Raw genomic sequence first — 15,773 nt, 5'->3', positions numbered from 1 at the left:
AGGAGGAACGACATGGAAAACAGCGACATTACCCTTTCGGAAGCCGCAGCAAAGCGAATCGCCCAGATCGTCGCAGCCGATGCGGGCAAGCACGCATTGCGCGTTTCGGTGGAAGGCGGCGGCTGCTCGGGCTTCTCCTACAAGTTCGATCTCGCGGAAGACCCCGCCGATGACGACATCGTGATTGCCCGCGGCGACGCCAAGGTGCTGATCGACAGCATGTCGGTCATCTACATGGCCGGCTCCGAAATCGACTTCGTCGATAATCTGCTTGGCCAGTCCTTCCAGATCAAGAACCCCAATGCGGTCGCAAGCTGCGGCTGTGGGACGAGCTTCTCGATCTGACACCATTCTATCCACCACATCCTCACCACCGCGTTCCAAAAACGGTGGCAATCGCCTTTGCATCGGGTAAAAGTACCCCCACAAAAGGGAAACTCCGATGAAGATTGCCACCTGGAACATCAATGGCGTCAAGGCGCGTATCGAAAACCTCTGCCAGTGGCTGAAGGATTCATCGCCTGATATCGTCTGCCTTCAGGAAATAAAGTCGGTTGACGAGGGCTTTCCCCGCCTTGAGCTGGAAGCGCTCGGTTATCACGTCGAGACCCACGGCCAGAAGGGTTTCAACGGCGTCGCCCTGCTGTCGAAGATGAAACCGGACGAGATCAATCGCGGCCTGCCGGGCGATGACGCCGATGAACAGGCGCGTTTCATCGAAGGTGTGTTTTCTGTCGATGGCGGCGCGATCCGCGTCTGCTCGCTTTACCTGCCAAACGGCAATCCGCCTGACGATCCGGTCAAATATCCCTACAAGCTCGCCTGGATGGAACGGCTGCGGCGCTTTGCCGAAGATCGCCTTGCGCTCGAGGAACCGCTCATTCTCGCGGGTGACTACAACGTCATTCCCGAACCCTTTGATTGCCACGACCCACGCGTGTGGGAAGGCGATGCTTTGTTCCTGCCGCAAACACGCGTTGCATTCCGCAAGCTGGAGCATCTCGGCTTTACCGATGCCGCCCGCGCAACCACCGATGAGGCAGGACTATATTCCTTCTGGGATTATCAGGCCGGTGCATGGCCGAAAAATAACGGCATCCGCATCGATCACCTGATGCTCTCGGCGGAGGCGGCCGACAGGCTGCAATCCGTCAACATCGAAAAACATGTGCGGGCTTGGGAAAAACCGTCCGACCACGTTCCGGTCTGCGGTTATTTCGATTTCCAGCCGGTCGGCTGACCGGCTCGCGTCAGACGGGCGAAATCGCCTCGACTGGTATCATCTCAATTGGAATCGTCGATCTGCATGTTCTGCGCCATCGCGATGGCCGCGCGTCGATCATTTTCGCCAGCCAGCGAAAAAGCCTGCTCCTGCAGGTTCTGGATCCACGTACAGTCTATCGCCGTGCATTTGTCCAGCGCCGCCGTCATGAAAGCCAGCCCCTGCGCCGTCTGGCCTTCCTGGAAGATCAGATTGCCGAAGATCGACATGGCGCCGGCATGGCCGTGCTTGCGCGCCTGGTTGAGCCACTTCTTGGCCTGCTGCACATCCGCCCGGCCGCCCTCGCCGGCCAGGATCATTTCCGCCAGCCGGAACTGCGCTTCAGCCACACCGAAGGTGGAAGCCACCTGGAAATAAAGCTGGCGGGCCTGTGAAAGGTCCATTTTCACCGGGCTGCCGGGAATGCCGTGCCGGTAATAATCAGCAAGGGAAAGAAGCGCGTTGACGAAAAAGCCGGTATCTTCGGAACCCGGCTCGACGCCCTGGCTGGCGATTTCGCTGTAAATCTTGAAAGCTTCGAAATCGTTCTTGGCGACGCCATCGCCAAAGGCATACATATTGGCAAGCGCCCAGCGCGAACCGGTATGGCCCTTTTCAGCCGCGTAGCGATAGGCCTCGACGGCTTCGCCCTTGTTGCCGTTCTTGTAGGCCTTGAAGCCGAACTTGAACAGGTCGAAGGGGCCGGATTCCTTGGTCACGCCCGCATTGATGTCAAAAGCCGCGGCAGGCATTGCGAGCGACGCAAGCAACATGCCCATAAGGAGCGGCTTTAAAACGTTGGCTTCACATTTCAGCATTTCGGCGAACTTCTCATAACTCTTCCCGGCATATAGCCAATACTTGCGGAATACTGCAAAGCCGAACCCCGCCGGGTCGCGATTTTTCGAACACACTGCGTCTTTCCGGCAGCACTTCCCAGCGCACCGCCGGTGGTCTCTTGCGGTAATTGCTCCAAATTTTCAGTGAAACAGATATAGGCATAATTTCCGGCAATATAACGGCGTTTCACCATCTGCCAGTCAGCGCCAAACAAGAAAGCCGGACCAAATTCCCGTATTACTTGCTTAAACCCTGAATCCAAACCCGTTTTCACTTTCTGCAATTCCAGAGATCCACATCAAACGCCCGCATGTTCTTTCATTTCCGCGTCCATAAACATAAGCCAAGCACTCTGTTTGTGGCGGGAAATGGACAGATATGCTCACATTCCAACGCGGCTCCACGCTTGCAGAAAAGTGTTGCCAAATCGTCACAAAACTTTCGGCCTGGAAGATTTTATCGAGAAGGAATCATAGTCGGGCATGAAAAAAGGCCCGGTTGGTAAACCGGACCTTTATTTTAGCATCGATGGAAGTATGGCGTCAGAACTTGACCTTCACGCCCGTCGAAATGGCAGCCACGAGATCGTTGCCGAAGTCATAGCCAGCCTCGTTGCCGCACGTGAAGCCTGCCCCGCAGGGTCCGCCGTTGATCGAGGAGCTTCCCGAGGTCAAAAGGCCAAGAGCACCGGCAATCTTGAATTCGATATTCTTGTTAGGCGAATAAACGATCTGCGTGCCGAGAGTCCAGGTGTCGGTCTGCGTGCCGATAATCGTGGACGTCCCGCGATCCCAAGTCACGCTGACAGCGCCGCTCCATTGCTCGTTAAACTTATGGCCAACGCCGCCAGAGATAGTCCAGCCATCGCGATAATACAGGTCAAGCGTGTTCAACGTGTCTGTCCCGCTCGGAACACACGGCGACGTGCCAGCAGCGCAGAAAGGAATGACCTGAATCTGACTCCAATCAGTCCATTTTACCGAACCAAAGGCAAGCCAGTCAGGTGCAATGCCTGATTGGAATTTGAGCTCAATACTGTCGGGCATAGAAATAGACCCATAGACCGGCACGAGCTTGCCGCCATACTTCGCCAACGTTGGGGATATGGACGGCGGTGTCTGCGGGATCGATCTCACATCGGCAAAGCCAGTCAGGTCGTGATCGACAGAGCTGTTGTAAACAAGGCTTGTGCGGAAAGCGATTTCAGGAATTTCATAGGCCACGCCAGCGCGCCAGCCCCAGCCATCACCTTCCATCTCCAGTTTGCCGACACCGCTGAAGCTGGACCATGCGGGATTCAAGCCGAGAACGGCCGGTCCAAGCACTTGACGGTATTTATAACCGCTGATTTCCTGATAAAATCCACCGCCGATGATCGAGAAGTCACCCTTGCCAAGATCGAACTTCACGCGGCAGGTGGTGGCATAATTGTGCGACTTGACCTTGGTTTCGATATTGTAGCTCGATCCCTGCCAGATGCCGGGATTGAGATGCGCGCCCCAGGGCTGCGAATAATCGAACATGCAGTCGCCGAAATCGCCGATCGCTGCTTTGGCGCCGATACGGGTAGACCAGAAGTTCTCCGAGTCGTCCGCGCTGGTAGACCACGAGGCAGGCAAGGGACCGCTCTTCAGCGGATTGTCCCGTGCATTCTCGACCTTGCGCTGCGGCGCAACGAATGTGGCCGAACTATCGAGAACATAATCGGACGGATCGAACAGCAGGTCGATATTATAACCGCCGCGCTCCAGGCCGCCGGCCAGTGAAGGCGTGACCGCCGCGATGCTGGCTACGAAACATACCGCGCCGCGAAAAATTGCAGTTTTTGCCATCTCTCTCCCCAATCAAGGCAATGTGATCGAGGATAGAGTGAAACGCCAAAGGGCAAATGACAATCTGTCGCAGTTTCCGGCTGTCGCACAAATGCGGCGATTTTTTTACGTAAGAATTTTATGTCTGCCCTCTTATATAATCATTTTAGGCTATTTTTCTAATCCGTTCGGAAAAATTGACACGAAACGAAACAAATTGCCAAAGCCAACAGGAAATGTCGCCAAATAACCACAGTCGCATTTTCCCGAAGAAACCCGCTTATCAGACCGTTTTTATTGGTTTTTTTCCGCTTTTCCGGATGGTCCGGACGAATTTCGCGATGAAATAATCGCACTGTTTCCCGGAAATGATTCGCCGCTGCAACGCAGCAATGAAAAGAAATGAAACCTGACAAAAGGCAAAAAAACGCCCCGCATTAACGGGGCGTTTTGCTGTTGGAACGGCAAGGGCGGGTTATCCCGCCTCGTTCACCCGCTGCATGGCGGTCTTCAGGCTTGTCAGCTGCACCTCGAGTTCCGCCTTGCGTTCGCGTTCAGTGGCCACAACCTCCGGATCGGCATTGGCCACGAATTTTTCGTTCGAGAGCTTCTTGTCGATACGTTCCATTTCCGCATCCACCTTGCCGATCGCCTTTTCAAGACGAGCCTTCTCAGCTGAGAGATCGACGAGGTTGCCGAGCGGCAGGCAGACCGTGGCTTCACCGATGATGATCTGGGCCGAACCCTTCGGCGCAACATCACCGCCGCGGATTTCATCGGCCCGCGCTAAGCGCCGGATGGCGGCGGCGTGGCGATCAAGCCGCGCTTCGGTGGAAGTGTTGGCGCCGACGACCACCAGCGAGGCAGTCGCACCCGGCGGCACATTCATCTCGGCGCGTGTCGAGCGGATGCCCGATACGAGATCGATCAGCCAGTTGATTTCCGCAGCCGAAGCGTCGTCGCGGAATTCCGGCACCGGCCAGTCGGTGAGGCAGAGCAGATCATCGCGCTCCTCGCCCTCGCCGGCCGTATGCGCCCACAGCTCTTCCGTCATGAACGGCATGAAGGGATGCAGCAGCTTGTAGATCTCATCCAGAACATAGGCCGCACAGGCCTGCGATTCCGTCTTCGCCTTTTCGTCTTCACCACCGAAGACCGGCTTCAGCAGTTCCAGATACCAGTCGCAGAACTGGTTCCAGACGAAACGATAGAGAATGCCGGAGGCATCGTTGAAACGGAAATTCTCAAGCGAGGCCGTCACGTCGCGCGCCGTATTGGCAAGCTCGGTCAGGATCCAGCGGTTGATCGTCAGCGAGGCGGTTTCGGGCAGGAAGTGCGGATCGCGCTTCACACCGTTCATCTCGGCAAAACGCGTGGCGTTCCACAGCTTGGTGCCGAAATTGCGATAACCGGCGATACGCGCGGGATCGAGCTTAACGTCGCGGCCCTGCGCCGCCATGATGGCGAGCGTGAAACGCAGCGCATCGGCGCCATATTCGTCGATCAGTTCCAAGGGATCGATGACATTGCCCTTGGACTTCGACATCTTCTGGCCGTTCTTGTCGCGAACCAGCGCGTGAATATAGACCGTGCTGAACGGCTCAACCGGGTTGCCGGCGTCGTCCTTCATGAAATGCAGGCCCATCTGCATCATGCGCACCACCCAGAACGGGATGATGTCAAAGCCGGTGACGAGCACATTGGTCGGGTAATAACGCGCCAGTTCCGGCGTCTCTTCCGGCCAGCCCAGCGTCGAGAACGGCCAGAGCGCCGACGAGAACCAGGTGTCGAGCACGTCTTCGTCGCGGGTCAGGATTTCGCCCGGCTTGAAGTTCTCAAGCTTCTCCTCGACCCAGGCCTTCCATGGGCCTTCATGGGCGATGTAATGCTGGATGGCCGCCTGCAGCGCCTCTTCCTCGGTCTTTTCGACGAAGACCTGCCCATCCGGGCCGTACCATGCGGGAATCTGGTGTCCCCACCACAATTGCCGCGAGATACACCAGGGCTGGATGTTCTCCATCCACTGGAAATAGGTGTTTTCCCAGTTCTTCGGCACGAAATTGGTGCGGCCTTCACGAACCGAGGCAATCGCCGGCTGGGCCAGCGTCTTGTTGTCCACCCACCATTGATCGGTCAGACGCGGCTCAATCGGCACGCCGCCACGGTCGCCATGCGGCACGACGTGCTTGTGCGGCTCGATCTTGTCGAGCAGACCGGCTTCCTCGAAGATTTCGGCGATGACCTTGCGCGCGAAGAAGCGGTCCTGTCCTTCCAGACGATCCCATGCGCCATGCAGGGCGGCCGGATGGCTGAGGCCCTCGAGGAAATCCTCATTCTCCTTGATGGAGATGGTGCCATCGATATTCATGACGTTGATGGCGCGCAGGCCACAACGCTTGCCGACCTCGAAGTCGTTGAAATCATGCGCGGGCGTGATCTTGACTGCGCCGGTGCCGGCCGTCGGATCGGCATAGTCATCGGCAACGATCGGAATCTTGCGGCCGACGATCGGCAGGATGACATGCTTGCCGACAATGCCCTTGTAACGCTCGTCTTCCGGGTTAACCGCAACACCGGTATCGCCGAGCATCGTTTCGGGACGGGTCGTGGCGACGACGATGTAGTCGCGGGTTTCGAACTCGGTGGGCTTGCCCTCCTCGTCGAAGGCGACCGGATGTTGGTAGGTCACGCCCTTTTCCAGCGGATAACGGAAGTGCCAGAGATTGCCCTTCATCTCGATCTGCTCGACTTCCATGTCGGAAATCGCGGTCTGCAGCTTGGGGTCCCAGTTGACGAGACGCTTGTCCTTGTAGATCAGGTTCTGCTTGTAGAGCGTGACGAAGACTTCGAGGACAGCCTCGGAGAGACCCTCGTCCATGGTGAAGCGCTCGCGCGACCAGTCACAGGATGCGCCGAGGCGTTTCAGCTGGTTGAAGATCAAGCCACCGGATTCGGCCTTCCATTCCCAGACCTTCTCCACGAAGGCCTCACGGCCCATGTCGCGGCGGCCCGGAAGCTGCTGTTCCATCAGCTTGCGCTCCACAACCATCTGGGTGGCGATGCCGGCATGGTCCATGCCCGGCTGCCACAGCACATCCTTGCCGCGCATGCGCTCGAAGCGGACCAATATGTCCTGCAGCGTGTTGTTGAGCGCATGGCCCATATGCAGGGAGCCCGTCACATTCGGCGGCGGGATGACGATGGTGAAGGTTTCCGCGCCCGGCTTGGCGTTGGCGCCGGCACGGAAAGCATTCGCCTCGTCCCATGCTTTGGCGATCTTCGGTTCGACGGCTGCGGAATCGTAGGTCTTCTCGAGCATTTCCTGACCTGAATTTTAGAGTTCTTGTGTGGATTTTTTTAAATAAGGATGGATGGTCGAGAGTCAACAGAAACCGACCTGCTTAAGCCGCCGATGGGGCGACCCTGCATATGACTATGCCCCGATAACGCCTTCATCTTCAACAAAAAAGCCGCCCCGATGGCGGAGCGGCCCCTGTTTCGTCACGGCCTGGCGCATTTGAGACAGGCGGCCAGAGAGAACTTAACGGCGCGAACCGCGTGCGACGCGCTCGATTTCCTCGCGCACGAGACGCTCCACCAAAGTCGGCAGATTGTCTTCCAGCCAGTCCTGCAACATCGGGCGCAGCATCTCGGCAGCCAGATCCTCGATCGAGCGGCGCTCGACGCCATCGAACACATCAGCAAGTTCGCTGAAGGAACGGGCGATCTGGGCACCGGCGGCAGCGGAAATGAGATTGAGCGACAAAGCGCTCTCGGCTTCAACCTCCGGCTCGGCCAGATCGAATTTCGGCATCTCGACGGCCGGCTGGTGCACTTCGATTTCAAAATGCTCCTTGGGGAGCGGCGTCTCGATCGCGCCACGCAACGCAAGCTGCTCAAAAGGGTTCTCGGCAAAAGGCGCATTTTCGATGGCAGCGGCGGCGGCGCGATCCTCGGTAGCAAAAGGCACGGGCTGTTCGCTGGCAGCGGCAGCGGTTGCCGCCATCAGCGGCCGCACATCCGTCGGACGCTGCGGCACCGGACGTTCAGCCTGTATTGCGCTCGGGGAAGATGCGGCGGGCGCAGCCGGTGCGGGCTCTGTAGCGCCACGCTGCGCCTGCGCTGCAAATGCCTGTGGTCCCATCGCGGCGTTACGGTCGGCGGCGGCGCGAACACGGGCTGCAACGTCGGCCAGCGACATGGTCTTCTCGGCGGAGATTTCCGGCTGTTCCGGCATCGGCCTTTCGGAAGCCGGCGAATAATCCTGCGCAGGCCGCGCACCATAGGCCTGGTTTGCGGCGGGAGGAACGCGGGCCGGCGGGCTGACGGGCTCCGTCACGAAGGCCGCTTCACCGGCAGCATCGTCTTCATCGTCATAGACCGGCGGCAACTGTCCGGAAAACGCACCGGCAGGTCCCGGCTCGTTGCTCTCGATGATCCGGCGTATCGACGCCAGAATCTCTTCCATGGACGGTTCACGCGCTACGCTTGGCTGAGCCATATCAATCCCCGGTTTCCACTCTTGAGCGCGCAGGCCGTATCCCTCCGGATACCGGACATGGCGCTTTGCACCTGTTCAATTCTTACATCGCGTCCGTGACAGCCGAAGCCGGCTGCCGCGCCGATGTTCTGAAACATGTTCGGACAAAACCGCCGGGCGTTTTTGCCGTCCCTGTCGCAGGGTCATGCGGGGCAGAAATACGCACACCCCGAATCACCCTTAGTCTAGGGCAGCATGGTCAGGAACTAAATCACTGATTCGACAAGTTTCACGGTGATGCACAGCTTTGTGAGAACAGGCTGTCAAGGCACCGCCGCGGACAAGCGGGGCGCAGCATACAGGCCCCGCAAAAACAAACGCCGGGGCGGAAGGTCCACCCCGGCGTAACCGGCAACGAATATATCGATGGATCAGAAAACGAATTCTGCCGCCTTGGCAAAACCGGGCAGAGGCTTGATGGAGGCGTTGAAAGAGCTTGCAGCCGATGTGCTGTTGCCATCACGGCGATAGACGGTGGCCTTTGCGGCATTGCCATATCCGACAACAACGACCAGACGTCCGCCGTCGCGCAGCTGGTCGGTCAGCGCCGCCGGCACTTCCTCGACGGAACCGTTGACGAAAACCAGATCATAGGGCGCTTCGCTTGCATAACCCTTTTCAAGATCGCCGGTCACGACAGCGACATTGTCATATCCGAGCGATGCCAGCGTCTCGGTTGCCTGCGCCGCCAGCGCTTCGTCACATTCAAGCGACACCACCGAACCGGCCAGCTGGGAAAGGATGGCTGCCGCGTAACCGGAACCACCGCCGACTTCCAGCACCACATCTTCCTTGGAGACGGCGGCAAGCTGCAGCAGTTTCGCCAGCGGCGAAGCCTTCATGACATAGCGCGCCGGGCGGCCGTCACGGGCCGGACAGATCTGCATATCCTCATCCGCATAGGCAATCTGCCGCACGCCCGCCGGCACGAAAGCCTCGCGCGGCACGCTCAAAAACGCCTTCAGCACCGAATGCGAAGTCACGTCAGTCGTGCGCAGCTGGCTGTCGACCATATTGGCGCGCGCGGTTTCGAAATCCATCATGTCCTTATCGCCTCAATTTCACGGATGCCGGTCGGGAAGCCTCGGCTCCAAAAGCTCAAAACGGCGCGGGTTTCCCCTCACCTTTGGATAATCTCATAATTGCCAAGGCGCGCGCTTTCAAGCGTGGTGAGTGGGATGTGCGGGAAAAAGCGAAATGACGGAGATATTTTAAAACAGCAAAGGCGGTCAATCACCGTAAAGCGGGAGATATGCTCAAGACAACATTTGCTATTTGTGGAAATTTTGGAGGCCTCGCCCGGAATTGAACCGGGGTACAAGGATTTGCAGTCCTCTGCGTCACCACTCCGCCACGAGGCCTCACACGCTCTTCATTCGAGCGATGGCGGGCATTTAGAACGAATCCATTTTGGGCGCAAGAGGGTTCGTTCCGAATGTGGTGTTTTTTCAGACCTCATAGGCGCCATGCAGCCGCCCACGGTCTAAGGGGTTAAGATTGCGTGCTTTTTCGTATCTTCCTCATATTCCAGAAGAAACAACGCCCGCATCCGCCGCAATTGCGGCAGTGCGGGCGGTGGCTCAGTCCCAAGGGTGGTCGATCAAATCCGCCCAAGCAGAACCAGGATCAGGACGATAACCAGAACCAGTCCGAGACCGCCCGACGGGCCATAACCGTAATTATGGTAACCCCAGCTGGGCAGCGCGCCGATCAGGAACAGAATAAGCAGGATGACGAGGATGGTGCCGAGCATGTTTAACCCTCCGCTATTGGCATGTCTTGTGCCTGATTCAATGACGCAGCATGAAAAAGGTTCCCTTCAGTTCCCGCGCTGCGGCCTGCTTCCCAAAAAGCATCGTAGCCGTTTCAACGGGTTAAAGCGCTATCTGCGATGAGCCCGTGTCTGCTTCCGTTGGCTGAAATAATTTGCCGGATAAACGTCTTCGCCCGCAGGCATTGAAATGGCGCAGGTCTCAAGGCCAAACGTCAGGGGCTTCGATGACCGGCGATGGCAGCGATTTATTCGTGGTAATTTTTCGGCCTATGTCCATTGGCGGTTGTTCGTTATACTATAACAAGTCCCCCGTACCCTGAAACTGGCGGGAGACAGAGAGATCTGGCATCACTGGCAGTGCGCCAGATCTCTCCCGCCCTCCCCGGCAGCAACAAATCTCCCCCCTTGCGGCACACGGATATTTTACTGGCGGTGACAGGCGCTTCTCTTGCCTTGCCGGTTTCACTCCGGCTAGACCCCGGACCGGGAGGGAGAAACGAGAATCATATGTCCGGTTTTGCGAACCTCATCCCGCTTTTCATCTTTGGCCTCCTCGTCTACGCTTTCTTCCGCTGGGTCGCGCGCGACATTCAGAATCCGAAAAGCAAATAGACAGGACGAATAATCCTTGATCTTCTTGCCCGCCGGGAACCGCTGCGCCTCCATATCGTTTTCGCAGACGCACTTCGGAGGACAGGATGAAAACGCTCCTATCATCGGCCACTATCGCGCTCCCACTGGTGCTGGCGGGATGCACCACGGTCGGACCGCCCCCCTATACTGGACCGACGCCCTATGTCGCACCGATCCCCGGCAGCATTACCTATAGAGGCCAGCCGCGCACCAAGCTGACGAAATCGCCGATCGGCAGCACCTTCAGCCACGAATTCCGTATCGATGGCAGCACAAGGGCGGTGGAAACCTACCGCATCGCGCCAGACCGCTCGCTGGAACTCATCGACCGGCGCATCATTCGCGACTGGCTTTTCGGACGCGACGACTGACCGCACCACAGCCGGGCCGAAACGGATTGCGCATTCAGGCCGCTTCGGTTAGAGCCGGGCACGACAAACAATACGGATAGGCGATGAACACGCGCTGGCAAAAACCCGTCCTGATCGCGTTTGAAGCGCCGGGCGAATATACGAGCATCGAAACCACGCAGGCAGCCTCCTGGGCGCTGATCGAAGACTGGCCGATCGAAGATGGCGATGCGCTGGACAAGGCGCTGCTCGTCTGCGCCGCCGTCGATGCCGGTCGGAAAAAGCCGGAAGATGCGCGCAAGGCTTTCCTCGCCGCCGCCATCGAAGCGGGCCTCGATTTCAAGGCCTGACGGGAACTGGCTCGCCTGCCGCAGGACGATGCGATGTGCCCTGCGGCGCTGAATTTTCAAGACAACAGGTTGGATGGATAAAAACCGATGGAAGCTTCCGGAAACATGAAAAAAGCCCTGTTCATCTTTCTTCTCTCCTGCCTCGCAATCGGCCTCATCGGCCATCTCGTCGTCGCCTTCGTCGTCACGGGCTGAAGCGTCCAGATCGCCTTCGCCACACGCGGAATGGCAAGGCATTAAAAATCTCTAAATTTCATTCTTCTGTTATGGAACCGCAATAGGCTCTGTCCGTTCTCTTTTCGCCCGACACAAGGAGGATTGAAATGCGTGACGGATTGAACGGTTTTCTAGAAATATCGATGCTCGGCTTCGTGGTCGCAAGCTGCCTTTTCATGGTCAACCTGCCGATCTGACCCGCCTTAAAAAATCCTTTCCTGAGGATGCCGGCGATTAAAAATGCCGGAACAGAAAATGCGGCCTTTTGGGCCGCATTCTTTTTCAAAGAACCGTGAAAATCAGGCAGAGAGCTTGGCAGCGATTTTTGCCACATGCGCGCCCTGGAAGCGTGCGCCTTCGAGTTCGATTTCGGAAGGCTGGCGCGAGCCGTCGCCATCGGTGATGGTGGAAGCACCATAGGGCGAACCGCCCTTGATTTCATCGACGCCCATCTGGCCCTGGAAAGCATAGGGCAGCCCGACAACGGCCATGCCGTGATGCAGGAAGGTGGGAATGAAACCGAGAATGGTCGATTCCTGACCGCCATGCTGGGTCGCGGAAGAGGTAAAGGCCGAGCCAACCTTGCCGACCAGCTTGCCGTTGAACCACAGACCGCCGGTCTGATCCCAGAAATTGCGCATCTGCGAGGCGACCGTACCGAAGCGCGTGCCGGCGCCGACGATGATGGCGTCGTATTCAGCCAGTTCTTCCACCGTCGCCACCGGGGCCGACTGGTCCATCTTGAAATGGGAGGCCTTGGCGACCTCTTCCGGCACCAGTTCGGGAACGCGCTTCACCACGGCTTCCGCGCCGGTGGACTTGACGCCTTCGGCGACCGCATAGGCCATCGTCTCGATATGGCCGTAAGCGGAGTAATAAAGTACCAAAACCTTCGTCATTCTCTTTGTTTCCTTTGCTGGAATTGTTTCCGGCGTACCGGCCAGAAGCTTTTTCAAAAACTGGATGATCATCGGCGTTGACCCGTCAAATGTATGTGACGAAAACCTAGCCCACGGCCCCTCCTCCCGCCAGCCGGGGATTGGCATACGCACTGTTCACCATGAGTGAACGGAAAACCGGAATGTCAACCATTTACAAAAGGACATTTTTTCAAAACTGCTTTGCATTCATCGGGAGCAGGGCTAACGTCAGGGGAAACAGATGACGAGTGCAACCATGTCCAATCCCTCCTCCACCTCCTCCGTTGTCACCGCCGCCATGCTCGCCATCGGCGACGAATTGCTGTCGGGCCGCACCAAGGACAAGAATATCGGCCATCTTGCAGATGTTCTCACCATGTCCGGCATTGACCTCAAGGAAGTGCGCATCGTCGCCGACGAGGAGGAGCAGATCGTCGAGGCGCTGAATGCGCTGCGCGGCCGTTATGATTATGTCTTTACGTCAGGCGGCATCGGCCCGACCCATGACGATATAACCGCGGATGCGGTGTCAGTGGCATTCGGCCTGCCCTGCGAGCACGATGCCGAGGCGCTGCGCCTGCTGGGCGACATGTACCGCGTCCGCGAGATGGAATTCACCGAAGCGCGCAAGCGCATGGCGCGCATGCCAAAAGGTGCCGCACACATCGCCAATCCCGTTTCCGTCGCCCCCGGCTTCGTCATCGGCAATGTTTATGTCATGGCCGGCGTACCGCAGGTGTTCCAGGCCATGCTCGACAATGTCATGCCGACCTTGCGCACCGGTGCGAAGGTCATGTCGCAGGCGGTGCGCTCCCCCTATGGCGAAGGCGATATCGGCACGCCGCTGACGGCCATCCAGAAGGCTCATCCCGAAACCAGCATCGGCTCCTACCCGAAATATGACGGACAGCGTTTTTCGACGGAGATCGTCGTGCGCGCCCGCGACGCCGGCGTGCTGAAGGCGGCAACCGAGGCGGTCGCAGCCATGATCGAAACCATCGGCCAGGAGAAGCAACTGGCCGCCAGCAAGGGCGATGCAACCGCCTGAGAAGGAAAAGGCCTGAAACGAAAAGGTTTGACCAAAATCAAGGTGGCGGCCTGTAAAGGCGGCCACTCTCCCCCCTGAGCATTTCCAGGAAAAGCGGAACAGCTTTTCCGTCCGGACAATACGCAAAACAGAGACTGAGATCCCTCTGGCGATTCGAAGAAAAGCCAGAACGATCTGAAAACGACATGTCACCGAGGAGAGAAAAATGGGTTACAAAACGATACTGGCAGTGGTCGACAATGTATCGAACACGCAGAAGCTCGGCGAATTCGTGGTAAGCCTTGCCGACCAGTTTTCCTCACATGTGATCGGCCTGCACATGGAAACGCTGGCCGCCGTTCCGCTCGTCGCACCGATGGAAATTCCCGATCCCGCCACCGTGCAGGCTTTGCAGGATGTGGCGCACAAGGAAACCACCGATGTCGGAACCCTTTTCGAACGCACGCTGTCTACCAACGGCGTCTCGCATGAATGGCGCAGCTTCGTCACATCGGTCGGTTACGCCTCCGCATCCGCCATCGACAGCGCCCGTTGCGCCGATTTGATCGTCGCCCGCCAGAGCAGCTCCTCGGCACTGTCAGACAGCCGCTCGGATATTGACGGTTTCCTTTATGAAAGTGGCCGTCCCGTTCTCCTCGTGCCGCATGTGCTGACCGTCGCCAAGCCGATCAAGCGCGTCCTCATCGCCTGGAATGGCTCGCGGGAGGCCACACGCGCCACCTTCGACGCCCTGCCCTTCCTGAAAGCCGCCGAAAGCGTCGAGATTTTCTCCGTCGATCAGGCCGAGAGCGAAACGCAGTCGTCGGGTCTCGCCGGCGCGGAACTGGCCGCCACGCTCGCCCGCCACGGTGTCAACGTCACAGTGACCTCGCAGGAAAAGATCGCCGGCATTTCACCGCAGGCAGCCATCGAAAACCGTCTGTCGGATAACAGCGTCGACCTTCTGGTCATGGGCGCCTATGGCCATTCCCGCTGGTGGGAACTGCTGTTCGGCGGCGTCACGCGCACCCTGCTCGATTCCATGACGGCGATGACGCTGCTCTCGCGCTAAATATGGATGCGGTGCAAACAGCGCCGCCGCCCCCCCTCAGCATTCCGCATGGATCGAGCGAGTGCCGCATATTTCTTCTCCCCGCCGGGGAGAAGTCCGCGGCAGCGGGATGAGGGGGCAAGGGTAGAGATATTCGGCTACGTTGCCCCCTCATCCGACCCTTCAGGCCACCTTCTCCCCGGCGGGGAGAAGAAACAGGTGGCAATCTCCCAGCTCAAACAACACGCCTCACGCGGAAAGCTTGCCTTTTTGCCGGTCTTGCGGCTATTAGCCAAAGCCATCGACAATTTTGACCAGATGGTAGACGACATGTCCCTTCCCGATAAAGCCTTTCCCGTCTCCTGGGACCAGTTCCACCGCGATGCCCGTGCGCTTGCCTGGCGTCTTGCCGGCCTCGATAAAGAGTTCCGGGCAATCGTCTGTATCACCCGCGGTGGCCTTGTGCCGGCGGCGATCATTTCCCGCGAACTGAACATCCGCCTGATCGACACGGTCTGCATCGCCACCCGTCATGACTATGTCAATCAGGGCGATACGGTGCTGCTGAAGGGCGTCGACCCGAAACTGGCCGCGGATGGCGGCGAAGGCGTGCTCGTGCTTGACGATCTGACCGATACCGGCAAGACAGCGCTGGAAGTGCGCGAAATGCTGCCGAGAGCCCATTTTGCCTGCGTTTACGCCAAGCCGAAGGGCGTGCCGACCATTGACACCTTCGTCACTGAAGTCAGCCAGGACACCTGGATCTATTTTCCCTGGGACATGGGCTTCACCTATCAGGAGCCGATCGCCAAGGGATCGCGCGGCTGATTGCCCACAGGGGAACCCATTTCTCATCCGTCATTCCGGCCTTGAGCCGGAATCCAGCCACGGCGCGTCTGCGCCGTGAGAAGAGTCTCTCGCGATCAAGGACTTGATCGCGCTGGACCCCGGATCTGGTCCGGGGTGACGGAGTGCGGATGCACCAACCGCGCAAGACTTC

General features: G+C 58.3%; 15 protein-coding genes and 1 tRNA gene. 7 read left to right on the top strand and 9 right to left on the bottom strand.

Annotated elements, in window-relative coordinates; genetic code table 11:
• Window positions 1–12 precede the first annotated feature (12 nt).
• Together erpA and xth are read left to right on the top strand one after the other, a co-directional pair.
• Window positions 13–345, top strand: coding sequence for an iron-sulfur cluster insertion protein ErpA (erpA, locus tag M0412_RS04360; RefSeq protein WP_046798327.1), 333 nt, complete (start codon window positions 13–15; stop codon window positions 343–345).
• 97 nt (window positions 346–442) lie between these two features.
• Window positions 443–1,240, top strand: a complete 798-nt coding sequence (gene xth / locus M0412_RS04355) for an exodeoxyribonuclease III (protein ID WP_142840020.1) — start codon at window positions 443–445, stop codon at window positions 1,238–1,240.
• Window positions 1,241–1,284: 44 nt separating this feature from the next.
• On the opposite strand, the gene exoR is transcribed toward xth, so the two are convergent.
• From exoR to M0412_RS04315, 8 genes are all read right to left on the bottom strand, one after another.
• Entirely contained in the window at window positions 1,285–2,079 is a 795-nt protein-coding gene (exoR, locus tag M0412_RS04350; protein ID WP_046798325.1) for an exopolysaccharide production regulator ExoR, read from the bottom strand.
• Entirely contained in the window at window positions 2,073–2,384 is a 312-nt protein-coding gene (locus tag M0412_RS04345) for a hypothetical protein (RefSeq protein WP_237681367.1), read from the bottom strand. The genes exoR and M0412_RS04345 overlap by 7 nt, the downstream gene beginning before the upstream one ends.
• Window positions 2,385–2,643: 259 nt before the next feature.
• Window positions 2,644–3,933, bottom strand: coding sequence for an OmpP1/FadL family transporter (locus tag M0412_RS04340; protein WP_269699708.1), 1,290 nt, complete (start codon window positions 3,931–3,933; stop codon window positions 2,644–2,646).
• A 454-nt stretch (window positions 3,934–4,387) separates the two neighbouring features.
• Entirely contained in the window at window positions 4,388–7,231 is a 2,844-nt protein-coding gene (locus M0412_RS04335; protein ID WP_269699709.1) for a valine--tRNA ligase, read from the bottom strand.
• 222 nt (window positions 7,232–7,453) lie between these two features.
• Window positions 7,454–8,413: a cell division protein PopZ gene (gene popZ / locus M0412_RS04330; protein WP_269699710.1), complete on the bottom strand. Its 960-nt coding sequence runs from the start codon at window positions 8,411–8,413 to the stop codon at window positions 7,454–7,456.
• Between the two features lie 410 nt (window positions 8,414–8,823).
• Complete coding sequence (locus tag M0412_RS04325; protein ID WP_269699711.1) at window positions 8,824–9,495, bottom strand: protein-L-isoaspartate O-methyltransferase; 672 nt, start codon at window positions 9,493–9,495, stop codon at window positions 8,824–8,826.
• 244 nt (window positions 9,496–9,739) lie between these two features.
• Window positions 9,740–9,813 (bottom strand) — tRNA-Cys (locus M0412_RS04320).
• Window positions 9,814–10,052: 239 nt separating this feature from the next.
• Entirely contained in the window at window positions 10,053–10,205 is a 153-nt protein-coding gene (locus tag M0412_RS04315) for a DUF3309 family protein (RefSeq protein ID WP_003495626.1), read from the bottom strand.
• 719 nt (window positions 10,206–10,924) lie between these two features.
• Between M0412_RS04315 and M0412_RS04310 the strand changes: the two genes are divergently transcribed.
• Together M0412_RS04310 and M0412_RS04305 are read left to right on the top strand one after the other, a co-directional pair.
• Window positions 10,925–11,230: a hypothetical protein gene (locus M0412_RS04310; protein WP_269699712.1), complete on the top strand. Its 306-nt coding sequence runs from the start codon at window positions 10,925–10,927 to the stop codon at window positions 11,228–11,230.
• Between the two features lie 83 nt (window positions 11,231–11,313).
• The gene (locus M0412_RS04305; protein WP_269699713.1) at window positions 11,314–11,559 is read left to right on the top strand and encodes a DUF982 domain-containing protein; all 246 of its coding nucleotides are present in this window, start codon (window positions 11,314–11,316) and stop codon (window positions 11,557–11,559) included.
• Between the two features lie 515 nt (window positions 11,560–12,074).
• Here the strand turns inward: M0412_RS04305 and wrbA are convergent.
• Window positions 12,075–12,674: an NAD(P)H:quinone oxidoreductase type IV gene (gene wrbA / locus M0412_RS04300; protein WP_142840026.1), complete on the bottom strand. Its 600-nt coding sequence runs from the start codon at window positions 12,672–12,674 to the stop codon at window positions 12,075–12,077.
• Between the two features lie 277 nt (window positions 12,675–12,951).
• Here wrbA and M0412_RS04295 point away from each other — a divergent pair, with 277 nt between their 5' ends.
• The 3 genes from M0412_RS04295 (at window position 12,952) to gpt (ending at window position 15,601) form a co-directional block, all read left to right on the top strand.
• Window positions 12,952–13,743: a competence/damage-inducible protein A gene (locus M0412_RS04295; protein ID WP_269699835.1), complete on the top strand. Its 792-nt coding sequence runs from the start codon at window positions 12,952–12,954 to the stop codon at window positions 13,741–13,743.
• A gap of 205 nt (window positions 13,744–13,948) precedes the next feature.
• Window positions 13,949–14,794 (top strand): universal stress protein, encoded by an 846-nt coding sequence (locus tag M0412_RS04290; protein ID WP_269699714.1) that lies wholly within the window; start codon window positions 13,949–13,951, stop codon window positions 14,792–14,794.
• Window positions 14,795–15,103: 309 nt separating this feature from the next.
• Window positions 15,104–15,601, top strand: coding sequence for a xanthine phosphoribosyltransferase (gene gpt / locus M0412_RS04285; protein ID WP_046798460.1), 498 nt, complete (start codon window positions 15,104–15,106; stop codon window positions 15,599–15,601).
• Window positions 15,602–15,773: the final 172 nt, after the last annotated feature.

Origin of the sequence: Agrobacterium sp. O3.4, from assembly GCF_041414895.1 — a bacterium.
In the GTDB taxonomy this organism is placed as follows: Bacteria; Pseudomonadota; Alphaproteobacteria; order Rhizobiales; family Rhizobiaceae; genus Agrobacterium; species Agrobacterium cucumeris.
This window is presented reverse-complemented; position numbering and strand designations above follow the sequence as displayed.

What these genes read in the sequence shown, in the direction of transcription:
- erpA (WP_046798327.1), top strand. Translation starts at nt 13, where the DNA reads ATGGAAAACAGCGACATTACCCTTTCGGAAGCCGCAGCAAAGCGAATC.
- xth (WP_142840020.1), top strand. Translation starts at nt 443, where the DNA reads ATGAAGATTGCCACCTGGAACATCAATGGCGTCAAGGCGCGTATCGAA.
- exoR (WP_046798325.1), bottom strand. Translation starts at nt 2,079, where the DNA reads ATGCTGAAATGTGAAGCCAACGTTTTAAAGCCGCTCCTTATGGGCATG.
- M0412_RS04340 (WP_269699708.1), bottom strand. Translation starts at nt 3,933, where the DNA reads ATGGCAAAAACTGCAATTTTTCGCGGCGCGGTATGTTTCGTAGCCAGC.
- M0412_RS04335 (WP_269699709.1), bottom strand. Translation starts at nt 7,231, where the DNA reads ATGCTCGAGAAGACCTACGATTCCGCAGCCGTCGAACCGAAGATCGCC.
- popZ (WP_269699710.1), bottom strand. Translation starts at nt 8,413, where the DNA reads ATGGCTCAGCCAAGCGTAGCGCGTGAACCGTCCATGGAAGAGATTCTG.
- M0412_RS04325 (WP_269699711.1), bottom strand. Translation starts at nt 9,495, where the DNA reads ATGATGGATTTCGAAACCGCGCGCGCCAATATGGTCGACAGCCAGCTG.
- M0412_RS04315 (WP_003495626.1), bottom strand. Translation starts at nt 10,205, where the DNA reads ATGCTCGGCACCATCCTCGTCATCCTGCTTATTCTGTTCCTGATCGGC.
- M0412_RS04310 (WP_269699712.1), top strand. Translation starts at nt 10,925, where the DNA reads ATGAAAACGCTCCTATCATCGGCCACTATCGCGCTCCCACTGGTGCTG.
- M0412_RS04305 (WP_269699713.1), top strand. Translation starts at nt 11,314, where the DNA reads ATGAACACGCGCTGGCAAAAACCCGTCCTGATCGCGTTTGAAGCGCCG.
- wrbA (WP_142840026.1), bottom strand. Translation starts at nt 12,674, where the DNA reads ATGACGAAGGTTTTGGTACTTTATTACTCCGCTTACGGCCATATCGAG.
- M0412_RS04295 (WP_269699835.1), top strand. Translation starts at nt 12,952, where the DNA reads ATGTCCAATCCCTCCTCCACCTCCTCCGTTGTCACCGCCGCCATGCTC.
- M0412_RS04290 (WP_269699714.1), top strand. Translation starts at nt 13,949, where the DNA reads ATGGGTTACAAAACGATACTGGCAGTGGTCGACAATGTATCGAACACG.
- gpt (WP_046798460.1), top strand. Translation starts at nt 15,104, where the DNA reads ATGTCCCTTCCCGATAAAGCCTTTCCCGTCTCCTGGGACCAGTTCCAC.